Origin of the sequence: Shewanella sp. SP1S2-4 (assembly GCF_031932075.1) — a bacterium.
Classification (GTDB): Bacteria; Pseudomonadota; Gammaproteobacteria; order Enterobacterales; family Shewanellaceae; genus Shewanella; species Shewanella baltica.
Map to the genome: position 1 here is coordinate 100,008 of NZ_JAUOET010000007.1, position 23,094 is coordinate 123,101.

A 23,094-nucleotide genomic window follows, 5' to 3' on the forward strand; every position below is an offset into this window, starting at 1 on the left:
GCCAAGGTATCCCGTCACTAACCTGCTAATCGCAATCGCACGCCTAAACTTGCTATTGCGCTCAAAGTTACCCTGTTTTTAGGCATAAACCCTTGAACAGGAGTGACGTACATACCTAAGCGATTGCTACTTTCCATCACTTAGGATTAATTAATTTTCTTTCTTATAGTTTGGGTACAAAGCTGGAGGTGTTTTCCAAATAGTCAAAAAACCATTGAATGACAACGCCAAATTCGGGCACTAGCACAGAGTCCTTCCACCATTGGGTGTTGGGTGAACCTGTGAAAGCATCCATAAAAAACAGCAAGGCGCTTACAATTAGCGCGCCTCGAATAGCACCGAAACACAGGCCCAAGAGCCTATCAGTGCCAGATAATCCGGTTTTGACAACAAGTTGTCCGAGAATATAGTTAACTAAGGCGCCGAGTACCAAAGTGGTAATAAAGAGGATGGCAATAGAAACGCCATTACGCAGCATCTCATCGTTCATTTGAGTTAAGTGAACGGCAAGATCTTGGTAAAATTGGCTGGCAACAAAGAAAGCCGCGAACCATACCACTAAGGACATGGCTTCTTTGGCGAATCCGCGGATTAGACTGATGAGAGTCGATAATCCGATGACGAATATGATAGCGTAATCAATCCAAACCATTGAGATGGCTTTCCGACATGGGCTTTAAGACGGCGCGATTCTACCAGAGACTGAAACGATTCTCACCCCTAGAGAGGTAAATAAATCATTTTCAGTCGCTGATCTTATATCACCATTAAGATTCTAAGGGATTAAAAGGAACAATCCAGCCCTTAAGACGCGTGAGGTTTTCCACCTCAACTTGTATTTTCTTCAGCTTTGCCTCAGACACATCTGGCCCGACAAACACTTTGGTTAATACGCCATCTTTAGGATTTTCAGGGATAGTGTACGCTTTAAAACCGCTCTTACGTAGCTGTGCAATCAAGGCTTTAACATTGGTTGCATTGTTAAAACTGCCAAGCTGCAAGGTAAAGCCACTTTTTAAGCTGTCACGGCTGGCAGCACTGGCTTTAGGCGTTTCTGCTTTGGGCTTTTCAGTCTTAGCGACGGTTGGCGCTTTAGTCTCAGCTTTTTTAGCGGGCTCCGTTTTTACCGTCGCCTTAGGTGGCTCTTTTTTAGGTTCTGGTTTCGCTTCCGGCTTTTTAACTTCTGCTTGCTTAACCTCTGGCTTCTTGACCTCGGATTTAACGTCCGCCTTAACGTCTTGCTTAGCGATGGCAGCTGACTTGTCACTGTGTGCATTATTGCCTGTCTCAGCTAAGGCGACATCAGCCCCACTCAGCGCAGCAGCATCTTCGGCCGACAAGACTTCAAACATATCATCGTCGGCTTTTTGCTGCTCAATCACAGTCGGACGCAAAGGAATTTCAGAAAACTGCTCTTCTTGGCGATCTTTTTTGCCATCCAAAATATCCGGCAAAAAAATCACTCCAAGCGCAACCAGCACCACAGTGCCGACTAAACGATTATGAAACTGGCTAGACAAAACGGACTTCCTGCATAAATTGAGACTTAAAACCTGCCACAGTGTAAAAGGAGCCAAACACAATTACCACATCATCTGGGTTAATTTGCGCTTTTAATGCCGACCATGCCTCAGCTATGCCCTCAAACTCAAATACGCTGGCCTCAGGTGCTAAGGTTTTGCGCAGCATGGCAGAACTCGCGCCACGCTCACCATGAAGGCTCACTAAATACCAAGTGTCGACCAGAGGATGGATCACAGGCAACACGCCCGCAATATCTTTATCCTTCAACATGCCACAAAGGGCAAACACCCGCTTACCTACAACCATTGGCGCTAATTGCTGCACCAAAAAACGCGCCGCATGGGGATTATGCGCCACATCGAGTAGCACTAACGGCTGCTCACTCACCCGCTCTAATCGACCGGTTAACCGAGCAGTGCTAATACCCTGGGCAATAATAGCGGGCGCGATATTCGGCCAACCCTGTTCAATTACGGCCAATACCGTGGCCGCATTAGGTAGCGGCAAGGTCGGTAACGCTAAATCGTGCAGTTTGAGCACTTGGCCTTGAAAGTCCCATAAACTACCATGGACTTGATAACTGAATTCGTTGCCGACGCGATACAAGATGGCGCCAACCTCATTAGCAACATCATTGACGGTATGCGGCAAGTTGGGCTCGCCAACAATCGCAGCTTTACCGTGACGGAAAATACCCGCCTTTTCACGGCCAACGAGTTCACGGGTATTCCCCAGATAACTTTCATGATCTAAATCGACCGACGTCACCACGCTGATATCGGCATCGATAATATTGGTGGCATCTAACCGTCCACCTAAACCGACTTCTAAGATGACTACATCCAGCTTGGCGGCTTTAAACAGTATCAGGCCCGCAAGCGTGGCGTATTCAAAAAAGGTCAGGGAAATCTCGGCGCGCGCCGCTTCAATTTGTTCAAAGGCGGCGACAAAGGCGCTATCACTGGCGTCGCTGCCATTAATACGCACTCGCTCGTTGTATTTCAGCATGTGCGGCGAGCTGTATACGCCCACAGTCAAACCCGATAATCGCAGAATATTTTCCAGCATGGCGCAAGTTGTACCTTTACCATTTGTGCCAGCGACTGTGACTATCTTGCTTTGGCCTAAATCTAATAGGCCAAGGGTTTGCGCGACCTTAGAAACACGGGTTAATCCCATATCGATTTCGGTTGGATGTATGGATAACAAATAATCCAACCACTGTTCCAATGCTGCATTTGACGCTGGCGCTGTTAGCATGTCCGTACATCCTCGTATTCGATAATCTCTCAAATAAGATCTTTTCAATCCAACATGAATAATGGCCCAAGGGCGAGCTTAGGCAATTGATATTGTTCTGGATAAGTCACATCAACTAAATAAAGCCCATGGGGTTTAGCCGTTGCTGCGGCTTGGTTTCTGTCTTTTAACGCGAGCAAATCACCCATCCACGTCAGCGGCTGATTGCCTAAACCGATTTCTAATAATGAACCGACGATATTGCGCACCATGTGGTGTAAAAAGGCGTTGGCGGCGATATCAACAATCACATACATGCCTTGGCGCGTAACATTGACGCAATGTACATTACGAAACGGCGTTTTTGACTGGCACTGGACTGCGCGAAAGCTGGTAAAATCTTGCTCGCCTAAGAGTGCCTGCGCCGCTTGGTGCATTCTGTCTGCATCGATATCACCGTGATAATGGCTGACACCATGGCGTAAAATTCCAGGGCGAAAACTGTGATTATAAATCACATAACGGTAGCGTCTGGCGGTGGCCGAAAAGCGCGCGTGAAAACTGTCGTCGACTTCTTTAACCCAACGCACCGCAATATTATCGGGCAAATTGGCATTCACCCCTAAGGTCCATGCGCCTTCATTACGAATGGCATGGGTTTCAAAATGAACCACTTGTCCCGTGGCATGCACGCCCGCATCGGTACGGCCAGCGCAGAAGACGCCGATAGGCTCGTTGGCCACTATCGATAACGCCCGTTCTAATTGCGCTTGTACTGAATCGACTTCGGCCTGACGTTGCCAGCCAAAATAACCATTGCCGTCATATTCAATACCTAATGCAATCCGCATCCACTTTTCCTCACAATTGATTTAGCGGCGCATTTTATCACAGCAGCCCATAAAAAAAACGGCGCTGAAGGCGCCGTTAGGTTGAAACTCTCTCAATCGGGATTAACTCATCTCTTTGAGTAAACGTCCGGCTTCATCTTGCTGGCGCTCATTACCATCAATTTGCACTTCTTTGAGCAGGGCTTTGGCGCTGTCGCTGTCGTCAATTTCGATATAAGCGCGGGCTAAATCCAGCTTAGCGTTGACTGAGTTTTCTTCATCATCGACATCAATCATAGCGGCATCGCCGATTAAGGCTCCGACATCACTCATTTCCACGTCGACTTCCGAATACAAATCGGTATCAGTGCCGTCTTCATCGGCATCATTCAACAACTTATCGATGTCGATAAAGCCGTTTTCATTTTGGAAATTCGTTAAATCATGCTCAGGAACAAACTTCTTCTGTGCTTTACGCGACTCTTGAGCATCGAGTGCAGCTAACGCTTCATCGACAGTGAGATCATCGACGAGTGAGAAACTGTCTTCCGACGTCAGTACATCTTCATCGTCATCAAAATCGGTATTGGCCGTGAAAGCAGCGAGTACATTGTCGTCGCTTAAATCGAGGCCTTGCTCAGAATCGTCAGCATCCTCTTGGGTATCGAGTTTAAAATCTTCACTAAAATCAAGATCGTTACGCGTCGCCTTAATCGGCTTCTCTTGAGTCGCATCATCCGGAGCCGGCGTATCAGCTAGCGAAGCATCGGCATTAGGCTCGACATCCGTTTCAGCGGCGGCATCAGCTGGCGTCGCAGCAGGTTTGGCCTTAGGCGCAAAATCAAGCTCTGAGTCCCAATCAAGCACGTGGGGATCTTTGCTCTTATTGGCTTTTAAATCATTAAAGAAAGAAGACTCTTTTTCCTTAACACTCGCTGCCGCGGTAGCGGCTGCCAAAGTGGCTGCTGCCGTAGTCAGGGCGTCAGAATCATCATCTTCACCCAACTCTTCGACTAACGAGAAAGTATCATCAGTGCCATCAATCGAGTGAGACGCACCAATACCTTTGAGTAAATTGTCTTCGTCTGTGGCGTTATCGTCCGCGTCAAGCTGCGCCGTTTCCATATCGAAGTCGAATTCATCTTCATCGGCATCGAGTTGCTCTGGTACATCAAATTCAGCTAAGAGCGCATCTAAATCTTCATCGCCTGACGCTTCGCCCTTTATATCTTCCGGTAACGAAGCTTCTAGCTCTGCGGCAATTTCTGCACTGATCGCATCATCTTCGGTATCGTTTTCGGCATTGTCTTCAGCATCAACTTTGATTTCAGGCTCAGCATCAAAACTCGCCAACAACGAATCGATATCATCGGATTCATCTACGCCTAATTCATCCAATTCATCGTCTAACTCGGCGGCGATTTCAGCGCCAAGATCGGGTTCAACTTCGGGTTCTGCTGGGTTATCGAAATCAGCTAACAGCGCATCGATATCGTCAGAGTCTTCGACGCCAAGCTCATCAAGCTCTGTATCTAACTCGGCGGCAATTTCAGCGCCAATATCAGGCTCGACTTCGGGCTCTGCGGGTTTATCAAAGTCAGCTAACAAAGCATCGATGTCGTCAGTGTCTTCGACACCCAGTTCATCCAGCTCAGCATCTAACTCGGCGGCAATTTCAGCGCCAAGATCAGGCTCAACTTCGGGCTCTGCGGGTTTATCAAAATCCGCTAACAGCGCATCAATGTCGTCGCTATCTTCTACACCCAGTTCGTCTAACTCTGCGTCTAACTCGGCAGCAATTTCAGCGCCAAGATCAGGCTCGACTTCGGGCTCTGCGGGTTTATCAAAATCCGCTAACAGCGCATCGATATCATCAACCTCTTCGCTGCCCAGTTCATCATCTAACTCATTATTGAGTTCTGCGGCGATGGCAGCACTGAGATCTTCATCATCAGACGCAACAGCGTCTGGTGCTTGTGCAATCTCAGTATCTTCTGCAGGAACACTAAACTCGGCAAGTAATGCATCAAGATCATCGTCATCCGCGATGGCTTCATCGGCAGGTTTAGTATCTTCTACTTCAACGTCTTCTTCAGCTAAATCGCTCGCAAAGTTTCGCTCTAATTCGCTTAAATCCTCTTCAGCCTCAGCGCTGTCTTCAGAAGTGCTGTCATCAGAGCCTAGGCCCGCTAAGAGTGCATCAAGATCGGCTTCCTCAAGAATATTGCCAGATTTAGGTTTCTCCTCAACAATATCCTCTTCCTGATCGCCCATGGCTTCTGCCCACAGATCATCAATAGATTGCCCTTCGTCTTCAACCTCAGGTTCAGCTGAGAGACCAGGATCGACAAACATTTCAGACGCCATATCCATCTGATCGTTTGAATCAGTTAAATCTTGCTCTGGTTGTAAATCGACGCTGCCCATATCCAGCAGGCTATCGATAGAGTCCGCATGGTCGGTATCTAAATGCACCGCCATATCATCTAAATCGTCATCATCCATGTCCATTATGGCTGCACCAGCAACGCCAGCAGCACCAGCGGCCATCACCGCTTCTTGCGCCTGCATTTCCCGACGTTCTTTATTACGCTTACGGCGTAGGAACCAGAACACTGCCAGTAACAAGAACAAGGCAGGGATCACTGCGGCAGCAATCATTAACACTGGACTGTTGAGGATATTACGCCATAAATCATCGGGCTCAGCAGGGGCCTGAGTCTCAGCTTCAGCCGTTCCCGTTGCCATCTCTGGTGTTTGGGCAGCTTCAACTTCGGCTTTCAAAGCTTGATTTTGCAATTTGCTGGCTTGCAGAGTTTCCTCTAGCACGGCAATGCGTTGATTCAATTCTTCAACTTTCACTTTTAGCGCTTCAACATCTGAAGTGCGGACAGTGAGTTGATCTTGGGTGCGAGCTAATTCATCGGTTAATGACAGATTTTTACTTTCAGCTGCTTCTAAGCGCGACGTTACATCAGAGCTCAGCATCTTAGGCTTGTCTGGCGCCGGCGTTTCTACCACTGGCACTTTGGGCGGCGTCACTTTGGTTTCAGTGATCACTTTGGTTTCAGCAATCACAACAGGAGCAGCAACAGGGGCTTGCGTGGTCACTTTAGCAGCAGGTTTCTGCGTCGCTTTCGCTGGCGCACGGGATTGTCTGTCGCTTTGCTCTGCTCTTGCTATCGCCATACTATTGGGAATCGACAGCATGACTTCTTTAGACGGGATCAGCAGGATCATGCCACGTTCTAAACTGTTGTAGCTGGCAGAGTTAAACGCATGAGGGTTAGCATCGTATAACGCGGCCATCACTTGATAGACGCTGACACTGGCATCGGGACGGACTTTTTGCGCTATGCTCCAAAAAGTGTCTCTGGATGTCGTTGGGCCATATTGATGATTAACTTGACGGATCTGTCCGTCTGGACCCATGATTTTTAAGGGTTTTAATCTTGGCGTATCTGCTGCAACGGCGGGATCAATAAAATAAGCGGTAGAAGAAACAGCTAAAACAGTGGCCATTAGACCCACAAGATACGAAGTGCGAAATTTCATCAATCCTTCCCTTTGAAGCGCTATAAAGTTATCTCGCTGATAACAGGCTTTAGGCAATTGTATTTATTGAGATTACTATAAACCAGAAATCCCTGCCCTGCTACTGTTCACAATTGTAAAACAAAAAAAGCCTGCTGACAGCAGGCTTTTTCAATGGGCATGAAATGCAATCTCGTGCTTAGTAATAATCTCTCACTAAGATCTCGGCAATTTGCACACTGTTCAAGGCTGCGCCCTTACGAATATTGTCTGACACCACCCACAGGTTAATCCCATGAGAATGAGAGATATCCTTACGAATGCGGCCAACATAAACCGGATCGGTACCAGCACCATCGGTTACAGCCGTTGGATAGTCATCATCTGACTCAAACAATACCACTCCTTCGGCATTACGCAGTAAAGCTTTAACGTCTTCTGCATCGACAGGCTGACGGGTTTCGATATTAATGGCTTCAGAGTGACCATAAAACACAGGTACACGTACCGCGGTCGCATTCACTAAAATCTCATCGTCACCGAAAATTTTCTGGGTTTCCCAGACCATTTTCATTTCTTCTTTGGTATAGCCGTTATCCATAAACTTATCGATTTGCGGCAATACGTTAAAAGCAATTTGCTTTGGATAAACTTCAGCGTCAGCAGGTAAACCTTGCAGTAATTTAGTGCACTGATGCGCTAACTCTTCAATGGCTTTTTTACCTGTACCCGAAACTGACTGGTACGTTGCCACGTTAATGCGGCTGATGCCATAGGCATCATAAATAGGCTTAAGCGCCACCAGCATTTGAATCGTTGAGCAATTTGGGTTAGCAATGATATTGCGATTGCGGAAATCAGCAATAGCATGCGGATTCACTTCGGGTACGACCAAGGGAATATCGATGTCGTATCTAAAGTGCGAGGTGTTATCAATCACAACACAACCTGCTTCAGCGGCAATCGGGGCCCATTTGGCGGAAACATCACCACCTGCGGAGAAGAAACCAATTTGAGCTTGGGTCCAATCGAAGGTTTCTACGTCGAGAATGGTAATTTGTTTGCCATGAAAGCTGACCGTTTCACCGGCGCTACGGCTACTGGCTAAAGGGTACAAATTGGCAACCGGGAAATTACGCTCTTCGAGGATCTCTATCATTGTTTGACCCACTGCGCCCGATGCACCTAAAACGACAACATTAAATTCCTGTGACATAGCTACTGACCGACTCCTGAAAAACCTAAATTGGACAACCAATCTACCTCAGATTGACCGTCATAAGCCAGCGCCAATGCACTAAATTCGCGTCTATGTTGGTGATTTTTTCTCATAGTGTCGAAGCCATTCTCATTTAAGAATGTATTTCTGAACATCTTGTCATCGTCGCGCAAATCATAGACAAAGCGCGCAAGCTGTAATAAGGCTTTTTCATTCGGCGCTGCCGCAAGTTCGACCGCCTTAATGTTAAAGCTTGGCAAGAGATCCAGCAGGCTTTTATCGGCTGCTACATTCAGCAACTGACACAGGTTTTGGTAAAGCATAAAAGTGCCGCGCGCCTTACCTTCTAAGCTGTAACCTGCAATATGCGGCGTAGCAAACTCTGCCAATGGTACCAACTCGGGCAGAGGTGTTGGCTCGCCTTCCCACACATCTAGCACTAACTTAAGGTCATCACGTTGCTGCTTCACTTTGATAAGCGCCTGATTATCTATCACATCACCGCGGCAGCAATTCACTAACCATGTATTGGGTTTGAGTGCCTTTAAGCGCGCCTCATCGAACAAATGTTTGGTTTTATGCTCGCCAGTGCGCGTGATGGGCACATGCAAACTGATGATATCGGCCTGCGCCATGATGGTCTCTAAGCTCACAAAACTGCGCGGATCGCCCTCTGCAGCTTTGATGGGATCGTTAAGCAACACCTTAATACCATAGGCTTGCAAGCATTTAGCTGTTGCAGTGCCAGTGTTGCCCGCGCCCACTATGCCGACGACCTTGCCCTTAAGCGGCGAATTAAAGCGCTGCGCTAACTCCAGCATAGCGATAAAAGCAAACTCCCCAACCGCAGTCGCATTGCAACCTGGTGCATTAGAGAAGGGAATATTTCGCTCAGCAAGATAGGTTAAATCCACATGATCTGTGCCTATGGTGGCACTGCCGACAAATTTCAGCTTGTTATTGCCTGAGAGCAACTCGGCATTCACTTTGGTGACCGAGCGCACTAATAGCACATCGGCCTCGCGCACTTGCGCTGCGGTTAACGTACGGCCGTTAACAGGAATAATGTCTCCGAGATCGCCAAATAGCGGTTCAACATAGGGCATATTTTCATCGACTAAAATCTTCATGGGCACCTGATCGGATAAAAGTGGGAATGGAAGGCATCAAGATGCTCGGTATTCTAACAAGACTAATGGGATAAATCCTTGTCGATGCAACAAGTTCGCGAAAAACGTCCATAAAAAAGGGAAGCCTAAGCTTCCCTTCAATCGGGTTTGATCAATAAACTTATTTAAATTTACGCATCACTAGCGTGGCGTTAGTACCGCCAAAACCGAAGCTGTTGCTCATCACAGTGTTCAGCTCAGCAGCGCGATATTCACGTACGATAGGCATGTCTTTCGCCGCTTCGTCCAGATTATCGATATTGATGCTTGGGGCAATAAAGCTGTTTTCCATCATGATTAAGCTGTAAATCGCTTCATGTACGCCTGCGGCGCCTAATGCATGACCTGTCATAGACTTAGTCGATGCAATCGGTGGACACTTGTCTTTAAAGACTTCACGTAGCGCTTCTAATTCACGCACATCGCCCACTGGCGTTGAAGTGCCGTGCGTATTGATGTAATCGATTGGGGTATCGACATCCATCATCGCCATTTGCATACAACGCACTGCGCCTTCGCCTGATGGCGCTACCATGTCATAACCGTCTGAAGACGCGCCATAACCAATCACTTCAGCGTAAATTTTTGCGCCGCGAGCTAGAGCATGCTCTAACTCTTCAACCACTAAAATACCGCCGCCGCCAGAGATCACAAAACCATCACGGTCTGCATCATAGGTACGGGAGGCTTTTTCGGGTGTGGCATTATACTTAGTTGACAGTGCACCCATAGCGTCGAAGCCCATGGTCAGTGTCCAATCCACTTCTTCAGCACCACCGGCAAACACCATGTCTTGCTTACCCATTTGGATAAGTTCAACGGCGTGACCAATACAGTGAGCGCTGGTTGCACAGGCTGAACTGATAGAATAATTCATGCCTTTAATTTTAAATGGCGTAGCCAAACAAGCACTGGCCGTGCTCGACATGATGCGAGGCACAATATACGGACCAACACGTTTGACGCCTTTTTCACGCAGTGTATCGGCAGATTGCACTTGGTTAGACGATGATGCGCCGCCTGTACCGACAATCAAACCGACGCGCGGATCTGAATACTGCTCTTCAGTTAAATTGGCATCGCTAACGGCTTCTTGCATCGCAATGTAAGCATAGGCAGCGGCATCGCCCATGAAGCGTAGCGCTTTACGATCGATATGCTCAGCTGGGTTTAACTTGATGTCACCCCATACGTGGCTACGTAACTGCATCTCTTCAAACTGAGCTGAATGCGTAATACCACTGCGGCCCGCTTTCAGTGACTCGGTCACTTCTTGCTTGTTATTACCGATACTTGAAACAACACCCATTCCGGTGATCACGACTCTTTTCATTTTATTGCTATCCATTGTGTACATGTCAGTACCTACTTTTCGCTGAGCCAATAGTATCTGTTTTGACTCAATTAAGTGGTCAGCTTTCCATAAAGGCGAGTAAAATAATGCCAATTATGAGACCGAGAGTAAATTTCTTTGACTGCAGAGCCCAATAAACCTTGTCAAATTAAGCGTGATTACCCGCAATTAATCAACCTTTATCCCGCAACCGCTGACACTGATGCACACTATCTCAGCAAGTTGAGCATTTATCAGCAGCGGGTATTTGAGGCTCATTCACAGCAAAAACTCTTAATATTAGGCCAAATTGGTCTAGGCAACGGGCTTGAACTCTTAGCTTGGTGGCGCGCTCATTCGCACCTTAGCCAACGTTTACTTTTAAAAGTGTTCGAACCCAATCCGATTAATGCTTACGAACTTAAATTACTTTGGGATCAATCCGCCTGTTTAACCAAAGAGCCTGAACTTGAGCCACTTACCCAACGCTTACTTCATGCAGAGCCTGCGGCTATTATAGGTTGCCAGAGATTAATTTTTGATGACGGTCGTTTCACAATCGACTTGCACTTTGGTGATATTCAATCCCAGCTCAGTTCACTCATCCATTCTCCACTTCACCCCGTTCAGCACTGGCTGGTATTGCCCCATCTGCAAAATGGGTTGAATCAGCAAAACCATTGGCAGATGGCAAAACTCAGTGACGATAGCGCGACCATTGCCACTATTGAATTAAGCGAATCGAGCGAATCAAGCGGATTAAACGAAACAACAATCAATCGTTTCCAAGCCTGTGGCTTTGAGGTGAGCGATTTTACCTGCGCTGAAATACAGACAAACCATCAGCCTGATGCCATTTTGTTACACGAGCGCCACGTCTTACGCCAGCAAGATGCCAAAGCCTATGCTTTTAATCCTATGGCTGCAATCTTATCCTCGGCGACGCAAAGCTCAATTGCCATCATAGGCGGCGGCTTAGCCTCGGCGCATTTGGCGCTGTCTTTAGCTGAGCGCGGCCAAGGTGCTCAGGTATTTTGTAAAGATGCCGAGCTAGGCCAAGGCGCATCGGGCAATCGCCAAGGAGCCATTTATCCGCTGCTGACCCCAGAAAATGACGAGCTGAGCCGCTTTTTCCAACAGGCATTTTTATTTAGCCGACGTCGAGTGCAGGCGCTGACATCCGCCCCCGCCGGCAATCAGACGCCGATTTCCCATGATTTTTGCGGCGTATTGCAAACCGCCCACGATGAACGCAGCCAATTACGACTCGATAAAATCATTCAAGGCCAACCTTGGCCAAGTGAAATCGCCTACGCCGTCGATGCTGAGCAAGCCAATGCCATTGCCAAGATCAATCTCGATAAGCCAGGCTTTTTTTATCCCTTAGGTGGCTGGGTGTGTCCATTTGAATATGCCGAAGCTGCAATACAAAAAGCAAGGCAACTGGCCGATGTGAGCGTCTCGCTCAATACCGACATCCTTGCCATTGAACGCCAAAGCGATGGCTGGGTTTTGTTAACTGAAAAGGAACGTTTCGGGCCCTTTGCGCAACTGGTACTCGCCAATGGCGCAGAATTGACACAATTTGATGCCAGCAACAAATTACAAATTAGCCCTTTTCGCGGCCAAGTCAGCCATGTGCCCGCGCAATTTCAATTGAGTCAGCTCGCAACTGTGCTGTGCGCAAACGGTTATTTAACGCCAAGTCACCAAGGACTCCACTGCCTTGGTGCGAGTTACGTTAAAGAACCCAAGCATTTAGATTTTTGCCCGCAGGAACAACAAGAAAACCTCGCCAAAATGCACGAGAGTTATCCGAACCAAAGCTGGCTTAAAGATATCGACATGAGTGGCAACAATGCCCGTGTTGGCGTGCGTATGGTGACGCGGGATCATTTCCCTATGATGGGCTGCGCGCCCGATGTGGCCAAAATCCTTGAGGATTATGAGCAACATCAACTCACTAAAGAGAGTCGTCACTACTGGCAAACCACGCCAGCGCCGGTGCATCAAGGACTGTATATTCTTGGCGGGTTGGGCTCACGGGGACTCAGTTCTGGGCCTCTGGCCGCCGAATGTCTTGCGGCGCAGCTTTGCGGCGAACCAATACCGCTCGATAAAGCCACCCTGTGTAAACTCAACCCCAATCGCATGTGGCTGCGAAAATTGCTCAAGGGTAAAGCGCTCTAGGCAATCAATCGCTAGAAAAATAACGTTTCTCAGCGCTATAAAAAAGGGACTAAGCCATGGCTTAATCCCTTTTTTAAATGTTTTCAGTAAACCACTTAAGCGGCTGTGATGACGATAGTGCTATCACTGCTGCTAGGCTCTACTTTGCTAGACTTAAGACTGCTAGCTTCAGCATGTCGAGGTTTTCGCGGCGCTCTGGGCACTTTTACCCGAGTACGATTGTTGTTATCGCGACTCTGACGAATAAGCGTATCACCGCTAAGACAGGGTACTAGGCTCGATGTCAGGCTTGCAGCCTCACGGTGAGATTTCGCCAATCTGTCGTATAACAACACATTGACCGACGCAGCAAGATTCATACACCCTACCGTAGGCACATACACTACGGCATCGGCTTTATCGATAATCTCTTGGCCAATAGTGCCATCTTCAGGACCAAACACATAAAAGGCCTTCGCGGGATGGACAAAATCCGGCAGCGGCGTTGCGCCCACCACCAAATCGACACAAATAAGCTGAGTGTCAGCCGGAATCGAGGCGAGTAATGAAGTGACGCCAGTGAGCGGAATGCGATCGCCAGCATCTTTAGTATCGACATGATATTGCGCCGCACCCGAGCGCGCGGCTAACTCGTAGCGCCTGCCGGTATAAAATACGCCATCGACGCCATAACAACCCGATGCGCGCATAATGCCACCGACGTTAACGGGCGTTTTAGGATTCACTAAGCCGATAAATACCGCGCTGGCATCGAGCGTTTGCTCACTGGCTAATTCAGTGTTAGCCACTTCGGTATTAGTCACTCGCTCATCGTCAGTCATAGGCATAACCCTAGGCAACATCTAATTCGCCTACAATCCATGCATGCAACTGTGCCCATGCCTGTTCAACCAAGGCATAATCGGCATCGTTTAATTCTTGGCGCGCGAGTGCTAAACAGTCGGTCATTTTTAGCATTAAAGCATCAAGATCGGTTTCACCCTGTGCTTCAAGTTGCGATAACACAACGGCGACATGACCCTGTAAGTAGCCACAGGCAAACAAAGCATCGTCATCACCATGGCTGACTACACTGGCGATCCACTGTTCTAATGCGTCTTCGTAATGCTCTAACATGGGTCTAACTCTCCATTAATACTGGATTGGCCGACACATCTGCTGCGACCAATAAATCTGGATTGGCCACCTGATACATGACGTAATCATGGTAGCCCGTCGTCACTTTGTAATAGCCGCCAAGCTCGCTATCTAATTTAGGGTCGCCACTATCCACAATTAGTGGTCGTCCATCAAGTGCTTTTAACTTAGTTTTTGTGGCGAGGATAATAATATTGTCTTTTCCGATGCGCCGAATCAGCTCAGGCGACAATTGTTGATTACCGCGCCCTAAGATATGGCCTTGACCGCCAATTAAAGTAATCACCAACTTAGTCGGCTTATCTTGGGTCAGTTCGAGTAATTCATTTGCGGTTAAGTCACTACCGACAAGATTTTTATCTTGAATAAGATCAACACCTAATAGCGTATTATCCAGACCTAACTCTTCCATCACAAAGGCAACCGTACTGCCAGAGCCCATGATGTACAGTTCATCTTCCATTTGATTGATCACATCGGCGGCGATATCGGCCAGCACGAGTTCATCGACTTCCTTGCCGCCCATCTTCACCGCTTGCACAAAGCGCGGCTCGGCGGGTACTAAAAGCTCACCAAAGCGTTTAGCGCGCACTGTGCCTTGGCGAAAAGCCACCTCGTCGATGTCCATCACATCGGCGGACATCAAACTAACGAGTTCGCCATCGAGTAACATCTTGACCACCATGCCAGAGGCATGGGGCGTAATACCGTAAACGCCGGAATGAATTTTCACGCCAGCAGGCACGCCAAGCACGGGGAGTTTGTCATCGATAGTAGCTTGCTCAAACACAGAATAAACATCGCGAGCAGTGCCGTCACCACCGGCAAAGAGCAGTAAATCCAGTGGTTCATCCAGCAGCGCGCGCACAACGGCCTGCGTATCCAGTGCCTGTGTTTTATCTGGGGTTTGATACACCACTCGCGTGGTAAAACCCAGTGACTTAGCGGCGTCTTCACCCATGATGCCCGAAGCGGTAATGACTTCGATGTCATCGGCATAATCACGGATAACCTCAAGGGCCTGCATCATACGCAAAGCGGCTTTGGGTTCAGCGCCTAAGGCGAGCGCCTCTTGCGCAACGCCATCACTGCCCTTAAGGCCAACACTGCCACCTAAGCCAGCCAATGGATTGACAACTAACCCTAAACGAAACCGAATCAACCTTTACCTCACTTAACACAATTTTTTGATTTTTTTATACTTTTATCTTAATGGATATGACTAGGCCGTATGGGCTGCAACACTCGGTTTATCCGTAGGAATAAAGAATACCGCCAGCATAGCGGCAAAGGCGCATCCTGCTGCAAATACCCAAGACCAAACCGCCCCGCTTCCATCGCCCCAAATATAGCCACAAATCCAAGTGCCGAGCGCGCCGCCAACACCAAAACTTAAGCTGGCATACAGGGCTTGACCTTGGCTTCTGTGACTCGCATCGAAATGTTTATGCACAAATTGAATCGATGCCGCGTGGGTTAAGCCAAAGGTAAAGGCATGTAATAATTGACTAACACCTAGCCACAACACGCTATCTACCCCAAAGGCGACCAACAACCAACGCAAGCAAGTCATGCCGATACTGACAATGAGTAGAGTATTAACGCCATAGCGGCCGAGTAAACGCGGCGCGAACATAAACATCACAATCTCGGCCATAGCGCCAAGGGCGACAAATATCCCCGCCGAGGATTCGGAGTAACCCGCTTGCTTTAAATATAAGACGAAGAAGCCGTAGAAAGGCCCTGCGCTCATTTGCAGCAACATGGCCGAGACTAAGAACCAAATAATCGCCCGATTCCATTGCAATGGCAGCCGCACTTGGCTGGTGTCGCGCACTAAACGATTTGCTGGTAATGGCAACGCACAGGCTAACATGCCGATAAATAATGAGAAACCGATATAAGGCAGCACCTCAGTGCCCCACTGGCCAATGGCAAAGCCCGCACCGACAACTAGGCAGATATAACCGACACTGCCCCAACTGCGAATTTGACCATAACGACTGGCATTTTCGCCTAAGGTTTCTAAGGTGATCACTTCAAGCTGGGCGAGGATTGCGTTCCAAAAGAAGGTATAGAGGGCCAAACTCAGCGCCATATACACAAAACCGCCATGGTAGAAGAAACTCAAATACGCCAGCGCGGCGGCTCCCGCGCCCATTTTAATAAGCTCGGCACGCATCCCGGTTCGGTCAGCCACTTTGGCCCATACATTCGGCGCAACGATACGCGTCGCCATTAGGATAGCGAGTAGAAAGCCAATTTCTTGAGGATTAAAACCGCGATTTTCGAAGAAGACCCCAAGATAAGGGACCATAGTACCGAGAATAGAAAAGAAGAAAAAATAGCAGGCACAAAGCCAGCGTAATTGCCGGCTTGTGCTAGAAGAAGTTGACATTAATGCATTCCCTTTATCTCATGTCACTTGTTGGATCGTTATCGCACACCATCTACCTCATGCGCCTATCTCATACCCCTGTCTCATTCCGAGAACGGGTGTGTGACTGCGTACATCCTGATTTTGCGCTCTGTGCCTTAACAAGTGATCCATCAACACAATGGCAAGCATAGCTTCGGCAATCGGTACCGCGCGGATCCCAACACAGGGATCGTGACGACCTTTAGTGACAACTTCGGCCATTTCACCCTGCGCCGTCATACTTTGGCCCGGCACACTGATGCTGGAGGTGGGTTTTAAGGCAATATGGGCAATGATCGGCTGACCCGACGAAATCCCACCGAGCACACCGCCCGCATGGTTGGATTCAAAGCCTTGCGGCGACATTAAGTCACGACCTTCGGAGCCCTTTTGAGTCACTACGCCAAAACCATCACCAATCTCAACACCTTTGACAGCATTGATGCCCATCAAAGCGTGGGCGATATCGGCATCGAGCCTATCAAATACTGGCTCACCTAAACCCACTGGCACACCTGTCGCGATAACCGAGATTTTCGCGCCAATGGAGTCACCGGATTTTTTCAGCTCACGCATGTATTCATCAAGCGCTTCAAGCTTGCTGGCATCGGGGAAGAAAAAGGCATTTTGCTCAATTTGGTCAAGATCAATAGTCTGCGCACAAATAGGACCCAGCTGTGACATAAACCCATAGATCTCGATACCGTGAACTTGCTTCAAATACTTTTTAGCCACCGCACCCGCCGCAACGCGCATCGCGGTTTCACGGGCAGACGAGCGGCCACCACCTCGGTAATCACGCATGCCGTACTTTTGCTGGTAGGTATAATCGGCGTGTCCAGGGCGGAATAAATCTTTGATATTAGAGTAATCTTGACTACGTTGATCGGTATTTTCGATCAAGAGTCCAATTGAGGTACCCGTGGTTTTACCTTCGAAAACGCCGGATAAAATCCGCACTTCGTCTGGCTCACGGCGGGCCGTGGTATATCGGGATGTCCCTGGGCGACGGCGGTCAAGATCATGCTGCATATCGGCTTCGGTTAATTCAAGCCCTGGTGGGCAACCATCAATAATGCAACCCAGTGCAACACCGTGACTCTCACCAAACGTCGTCACTACAAAATTTTGACCAATACTGTTTCCAGACATCCGCTTTGTACACCTTAGGTTATTTGTTCATCGCTCCGTGTCCAGCGACCACTGGACAATTTATTTTCCCGCTGCAAGCCTAACTGGCAGCGGGAAAAGTCTCAACCTAATTTGCTATCTTAGGTTATTCTGCGTCGCGATAAATGCCGAACACTGACTGATTTTCGACCAATTGATCGCGGGTCAATACAAATACGCCATCGCCGCCATTTTCAAAGTTAATCCAAGTGAATGGCACTTCTGGGAATTGCTCAATCAAATGCACCATAGAATTGCCCACTTCGACTACGAGCAAACCCGTTGGTGTGAGGTATTGCGCGGCATTGGCCAGTATGCGTTTGGTTAAATCTAAGCCGTCGCGACCTGAGGCTAAACCAATGGCTGGCTCATGATGATATTCATCTGGCATGTCGCCAATGTCTTCGGCATCAACATAAGGTGGGTTTGAGACAATCAAATCATACTGTGGACCTTCAGGAATTGCCGAGAACAAATCCGATTGCATCGGGAATACTCGGTCCATCACGCCTAAGGTTTCGATATTAATTTGCGCCACATCTAAGGCATCTTCGCTGATGTCCAGCGCGTCAACTTCTGCGTCTTCAAATTCATAGGCACAGGCAATGGCGATACAAGCGCTGCCAGTACATAAATCTAAAATACGGGTTACCGGTTTACCGTATAACCAAGGGCTAAAACGGTTGGCGATCATTTCAGCAATCGGTGAACGTGGCACTAACACGCGCTCATCGACGTAAAATTCAAGTCCGGCAAAACGCGCTTTGTTGGTCAGATAAGGCACAGGTAGGCGCTCTCTGACACGGCGAATAATCAACTCGACAATTTTATGCTTTTCACTGCTGGTCAAGTTGCTTAAAATCACTTGCTGGCCGATTTCTTCGGGTAAGTGTAAAGCATGGAAAACTAAGGCGATGGCTTCATCCCACGCGTTATCAGTACCATGACCATAATACACATTGGCGTCGTTAAAACGGCTCACGGCCCAACGTAACATATCGCCAATAGTGCGTAATTCTGTCACAGCTTCATCTACAAAGATCTTATCCAAAACGTGCTCCCGCTAGTTTGTTCGCGAACATTGTAACTGAACTCTATTCAGAAACCATAGGATTCAATAGAATACCCGCCATGAATAAAGACGACGACAAAGAAGGCTTGGCGATGTTCTCAGCGCTTATCGATGGTATTAAACCCATCACGCAAAATAAGCGACACTTTCGCACGCCCTTAAAAACCAAACAGGAAATAGAACTGAAAGAGCAGCAACTGCATGCTAACAGTTATTTCTCAGATACTTATCAGCCGCTACTGCCAGTACAAGGACCGATGCGTTGGTTAGAGGAAGGGATTGATAGCCTAGAACTCAAACGCCTACGACGTGGAGATTACCAGCCAGATTTGCTGCTGGATTTGCACGGCTATCGCCAATCGGAAGCCAAACTTGAGTTAGCGGCACTGATCCAAGCCTGCGTTAAACAGCAAAGCCTGTGTTGCTGCATTATGCATGGTTACGGCAGTGGCATATTGAAACAACAAGTCCCCATGTGGTTAGTGCAACATCCTATGGTGAAGGCTTTCCATCAGGCCCCTAAAGAATGGGGCGGCGATGCGGCGCTATTAGTGCTGATTGATATTGGTGAGCAGCCGCATAGACGTTAACTCGCTATCGGCTTTAAACATTAACGTTTCCGATTTGGCGATTTTCCTACGTTTACCGAAAACAAACGGCCCACATTCAGTGGGCCGTTTCGTTTGTAAAAGGGATATAAATCAAGACTAGCTAATGCTGTGGGGTGCGTGCTGCCACACGATTGAGGCTTGCTCGGCATGTTTATCAATGAGCGTAATGCCCGAAGTGGCAAATAACGGCGGCTCAACACCCGCCACTAACTCACTGACTAAATAGCCCAATAACGGCATGTGAGCAATCACTAGCACTTTATCCGCCTTGTATAACTCAGCGTAGGCTACAACTAACGCGGCTACATTGGCGGGATCGCCTGAGGGAACAAGATCATCAGCGACTAACCACTTACGCGGTTCCGGAAAATGCTGACTCAACTCCTGCCAAGTTTGCTGTGCACGTAAGTAAGGACTCACCAAAACAAGATCGAAATCAGTCACACTGCGAGCCAACCAGTTGCTCATCAACACAGTATGGTGCCTTCCAACATCGGTCAGTGTTCTGTCTCTATCAGACTGAGCATTAAATCCGGCGTCACCATGTCTCATCAAAAATAGCTGCATACTTCTCTCGCGACTCAAACTTGTTTTTGTTTTATCCCAATTGTAGCCCTAAAATTCATTTCAACAAACCATGTAAGGCTTAATCTTTAGTCGATAAACACAAGAGATATTTGCTAAAAACCATTAAGACTATCAATATATAACAAGCTATCGTTATCGGAGTGTCTCTTTGCAAGCCTCTCAGTCTATTTATAAAAGTCCAAACGATCACCGCAAGTATCGTTATCTTGTGTTAGATAACGCGCTTAGGGTGTTATTGGTTGAAGATCAAGATGCCAGCCAAGCGGCCGCATCTATGGCTGTAGGCGTGGGTCATTTTGATGATCCAGCAGATAGACCCGGCATGGCGCACTTTTTAGAGCATATGCTCTTTCTTGGTACCGAAAAATTTCCCGACTCAGGCGAGTACCACGCCTTTATCAACCAACATGGCGGCAGCAATAACGCTTGGACGGGCACTGAACACACTAACTTCTTTTTCACCATCAATGAAGACGTATTTGCCGACTCCTTAGACAGATTCAGCCAATTTTTTATCGCCCCTAAATTTGATTTAGATTTAGTCGACAGAGAGCGCCAAGCCATTGAATCTGAATTTAGTTTAAAACTGAAAGACGATATCCGCCGTACCTATCAAGTGCTCAAAGAGACAGTTAATCCACTGCATCCTTTCTCAAAATTTTCAGTCGGTAACTTAGTGACCTTAGGCGGAGAGCAAGCACAGGTACGTAGCGAATTACTCGATTTCTATCAAAGCCACTACAGCGCCAACTTAATGACCCTGTGCTTAGTCGCGCCGCTTTCCCTCGACGAATTAGAAGAGTTAGCCAGCCATTATTTTAGCGGGATCCGAAACTTGAACTTAGTGAAAAATTATCCTCAAGTGCCGCTGTTTTCGGAAAATGAGCTGTTAACCCAAATCGATATCGTGCCGCTTAAGGAGCAAAAACGCTTAAGCATCAGCTTTAATTTCCCAGGCATTGACCACTACTACAAACGTAAACCTTTGACTTATATCAGCCATATTTTAGGCAATGAGAGCCATGGCAGCCTGTTGTCCTATCTTAAAGAGCAGGGACTGGTGAATAACTTGTCTGCGGGCGGCGGCGTAAATGGTTATAACTTCAAAGATTACAGTATCGGTTTACAGTTAACCGATAAGGGACTAGCGAATCTTGATGAGATTATCAGCTGCTGTTTTGAGTATATTGAGCTCATCAAAACCCAAGGCTTAGATGAATGGCGTTATTTAGAGCGCGCAAACCTGCTCAAAATGGCATTTCGCTACCAAGAGCAAGTTAAATCACTCGATTTAGCCAGTCATCTCAGCATCAATATGCATCATTATGAAGTCGAAGATTTGGTCTTTGGTGACTATCGAATGGATGGGCTGGATATTCCAGAAACCATAGCCCTACTCGAGCTAATGACACCCCACAATATGCGTCTGCAGCTTATCGCGCAATCGGTTAAAACGGATCGTAAAGCCAACTGGTATCACACGCCCTATAAAGTGCGCCCTATTGCACCTCAATCACTTGCTCGTTGGCAAGTGAGCAGTATTCGCCCAGAATTACAACTACCTGCAGCAAACCCATTTATCGTCGCCGACTCCATTCCTCGACCAGATAAGAGCGATGTCGATGTACCAGTGATCGTTGCAGAATCGACGGGATACCGTATTTGGCACAAGAAAGACGATGAGTTTAATGTGCCCAAAGGCCACATGTATTTGTCGCTGGACTCAGAGCAGGCGAGTAAAACACCAAAACATGCCGCCCTCACCCGCCTGTATGTTGAAATGCTGCTCGATTATCTGACAGAACCAACCTATCAGGCCGAAGTCGCGGGCTTAAGTTACAATATTTATCCGCATCAAGGTGGCATTACCCTGCATTTATCGGGCTTTACCGGTAATCAAGAAACCCTTTTGGCCTTGTTAATCCATAAAGCTAGAGAGCGTAATTTTACTGAAGAACGTTTTGCCCTAATTAAATCTCAACTACTGCGCAGTTGGCAGAATCTAGCGCAGGCTAAACCTATTTCACAATTGTTTACTAGCCTCACTGTCACGCTACAAAAAAGCAGTTATGAGCCTGCCCGCATGGCTCAAATGCTCGAAGACATAAGCCTTGAAGATTTGCATAACCATGTACGCGCCTTTTACGAGAAGATCTATCTTGAAGGATTAGTTTATGGGGATTGGTTAGTCTCTGAAGCGCAAGCTCTCGGTAAACGCTTAGAGCACATTTTATCCTTGGTTTCGACGCCAAGCGCAGAGTCCACCAGAGAGTTAGTCAATTTAACGGGTCAAGGCACCTTACTTAGAGAACTTGCAATAGATCATCAAGATAGCGCGATCATTGTGTATTACCAATCTGCTGTGGCAACGCCTGAAAAAATGGCTCTATTTAGCTTACTAAATCATACTATGTCGTCCACCTTCTTCCATGAACTGCGAACTGAAAAACAGTTAGGCTACATGGTTGGCACAGGTTATCTGCCGCTCAATCGCCATCCAGGACTCATTTTTTATATCCAGTCACCTACGACTGGACCACTGCATTTATTAGAGGCGATAGATGAGTTTATTGCCGACTTTAATTACGCCGTGATGCAAATCACCAACGAAGAATGGGAAAGCACTAAGGTCGGTCTTATTAGTCAAATCATGGAGCACGATGCGAACCTCAAAACTCGCAGCCAACGGTATTGGGTCAGTGTCGGCAACAGAGATTATCAATTTAACCAAAGGGAGCTCGTTGTAGACGAAATCACTAAGCTCACCCGCACTGATTTACTCAAATTCATGATGCGTAAAATGCGCACCAAACACAGTGACCGCTTAGTCTTATTTAGCACGGGTGAACAGCACAGAACCCAAGCGGCGTTGCAGTCAGAAAAAATGATCACAGATCTCAAAACGTTTAAGCAAACGGCAGAGAAGTTTAATTTCTAAACAAAAACACTTTTACACACACATTTGTTCACAAAGTTGGACAAACAAACAAAACCGCTACAAATTGGCCCAACTATAGTTGTATCTATCACGGTTGGGCGTAATACTAATGTAAAACATG

18 protein-coding genes are annotated in these 23,094 nt (G+C 47.6%); 3 read left to right on the forward strand and 15 right to left on the reverse strand.

The genetic code is table 11. The annotated features are described in order from the left end of the window. Positions 1 to 163: 163 nt before the first annotated feature. The 8 genes from Q4Q52_RS09380 to fabB all read right to left on the reverse strand — a co-directional run bounded on the left by Q4Q52_RS09380 (position 164) and on the right by fabB (position 10,848). Positions 164 to 652, reverse strand: a complete 489-nt coding sequence (locus Q4Q52_RS09380; protein ID WP_006082220.1) for a CvpA family protein — start codon at positions 650 to 652, stop codon at positions 164 to 166. 115 nt (positions 653 to 767) lie between these two features. After that, positions 768 to 1,520, reverse strand: coding sequence for a cell division protein DedD (dedD, locus tag Q4Q52_RS09385; protein ID WP_311990454.1), 753 nt, complete (start codon positions 1,518 to 1,520; stop codon positions 768 to 770). Further along, complete coding sequence (gene folC, locus Q4Q52_RS09390) at positions 1,513 to 2,784, reverse strand: bifunctional tetrahydrofolate synthase/dihydrofolate synthase (RefSeq protein WP_311990455.1); 1,272 nt, start codon at positions 2,782 to 2,784, stop codon at positions 1,513 to 1,515. The genes dedD and folC overlap by 8 nt, the downstream gene beginning before the upstream one ends. Before the next feature lie 44 nt (positions 2,785 to 2,828). Then, entirely contained in the window at positions 2,829 to 3,614 is a 786-nt protein-coding gene (gene truA, locus Q4Q52_RS09395) for a tRNA pseudouridine(38-40) synthase TruA (protein WP_012587332.1), read from the reverse strand. Between the two features lie 102 nt (positions 3,615 to 3,716). Continuing rightward, the gene (locus Q4Q52_RS09400; RefSeq protein WP_311990456.1) at positions 3,717 to 7,148 is read right to left on the reverse strand and encodes a FimV/HubP family polar landmark protein; all 3,432 of its coding nucleotides are present in this window, start codon (positions 7,146 to 7,148) and stop codon (positions 3,717 to 3,719) included. A 178-nt stretch (positions 7,149 to 7,326) separates the two neighbouring features. Beyond that, positions 7,327 to 8,343, reverse strand: coding sequence for an aspartate-semialdehyde dehydrogenase (locus Q4Q52_RS09405; protein WP_106650935.1), 1,017 nt, complete (start codon positions 8,341 to 8,343; stop codon positions 7,327 to 7,329). 2 nt (positions 8,344 to 8,345) lie between these two features. Beyond that, entirely contained in the window at positions 8,346 to 9,476 is a 1,131-nt protein-coding gene (locus Q4Q52_RS09410) for a 4-phosphoerythronate dehydrogenase (RefSeq protein WP_311990457.1), read from the reverse strand. Positions 9,477 to 9,636: 160 nt separating this feature from the next. Continuing rightward, entirely contained in the window at positions 9,637 to 10,848 is a 1,212-nt protein-coding gene (fabB, locus tag Q4Q52_RS09415; protein ID WP_311990458.1) for a beta-ketoacyl-ACP synthase I, read from the reverse strand. 138 nt (positions 10,849 to 10,986) lie between these two features. On the opposite strand from fabB, the gene mnmC reads away from it, so the two are divergent. Then, a complete protein-coding gene (mnmC, locus tag Q4Q52_RS09420; RefSeq protein ID WP_311990459.1) occupies positions 10,987 to 13,038 on the forward strand; it encodes an FAD-dependent 5-carboxymethylaminomethyl-2-thiouridine(34) oxidoreductase MnmC in 2,052 nt (683 codons plus the stop codon). Between the two features lie 95 nt (positions 13,039 to 13,133). Here mnmC and Q4Q52_RS09425 read toward each other — a convergent pair whose 3' ends face one another. From Q4Q52_RS09425 to prmB, 6 genes are all read right to left on the reverse strand, one after another. Further along, complete coding sequence (locus Q4Q52_RS09425) at positions 13,134 to 13,880, reverse strand: RNA methyltransferase (RefSeq protein ID WP_311990461.1); 747 nt, start codon at positions 13,878 to 13,880, stop codon at positions 13,134 to 13,136. Beyond that, positions 13,870 to 14,154: a YfcL family protein gene (locus Q4Q52_RS09430; RefSeq protein WP_012089592.1), complete on the reverse strand. Its 285-nt coding sequence runs from the start codon at positions 14,152 to 14,154 to the stop codon at positions 13,870 to 13,872. Before Q4Q52_RS09430 ends, Q4Q52_RS09425 begins: the two co-directional genes overlap by 11 nt. Before the next feature lie 4 nt (positions 14,155 to 14,158). Beyond that, positions 14,159 to 15,337: an ATP-NAD kinase family protein gene (locus Q4Q52_RS09435; RefSeq protein WP_311890744.1), complete on the reverse strand. Its 1,179-nt coding sequence runs from the start codon at positions 15,335 to 15,337 to the stop codon at positions 14,159 to 14,161. 60 nt (positions 15,338 to 15,397) lie between these two features. Beyond that, positions 15,398 to 16,573: an MFS transporter gene (locus tag Q4Q52_RS09440; RefSeq protein WP_311988611.1), complete on the reverse strand. Its 1,176-nt coding sequence runs from the start codon at positions 16,571 to 16,573 to the stop codon at positions 15,398 to 15,400. A 57-nt stretch (positions 16,574 to 16,630) separates the two neighbouring features. Further along, positions 16,631 to 17,746, reverse strand: a complete 1,116-nt coding sequence (aroC, locus tag Q4Q52_RS09445; RefSeq protein WP_311990462.1) for a chorismate synthase — start codon at positions 17,744 to 17,746, stop codon at positions 16,631 to 16,633. A 124-nt stretch (positions 17,747 to 17,870) separates the two neighbouring features. Continuing rightward, positions 17,871 to 18,815 (reverse strand): 50S ribosomal protein L3 N(5)-glutamine methyltransferase, encoded by a 945-nt coding sequence (gene prmB / locus Q4Q52_RS09450; RefSeq protein WP_006082234.1) that lies wholly within the window; start codon positions 18,813 to 18,815, stop codon positions 17,871 to 17,873. Positions 18,816 to 18,895: 80 nt separating this feature from the next. Here prmB and smrB point away from each other — a divergent pair, with 80 nt between their 5' ends. Next, positions 18,896 to 19,426, forward strand: a complete 531-nt coding sequence (smrB, locus tag Q4Q52_RS09455; RefSeq protein ID WP_006085471.1) for an endonuclease SmrB — start codon at positions 18,896 to 18,898, stop codon at positions 19,424 to 19,426. Positions 19,427 to 19,543: 117 nt separating this feature from the next. Here the strand turns inward: smrB and sixA are convergent, their stop codons facing one another. Beyond that, positions 19,544 to 20,014, reverse strand: a complete 471-nt coding sequence (gene sixA / locus Q4Q52_RS09460; RefSeq protein WP_006082236.1) for a phosphohistidine phosphatase SixA — start codon at positions 20,012 to 20,014, stop codon at positions 19,544 to 19,546. Positions 20,015 to 20,183: 169 nt separating this feature from the next. Between sixA and Q4Q52_RS09465 the strand changes: the two genes are divergently transcribed. Further along, positions 20,184 to 22,973: an insulinase family protein gene (locus Q4Q52_RS09465; protein WP_311990463.1), complete on the forward strand. Its 2,790-nt coding sequence runs from the start codon at positions 20,184 to 20,186 to the stop codon at positions 22,971 to 22,973. Positions 22,974 to 23,094 lie beyond the last annotated feature (121 nt).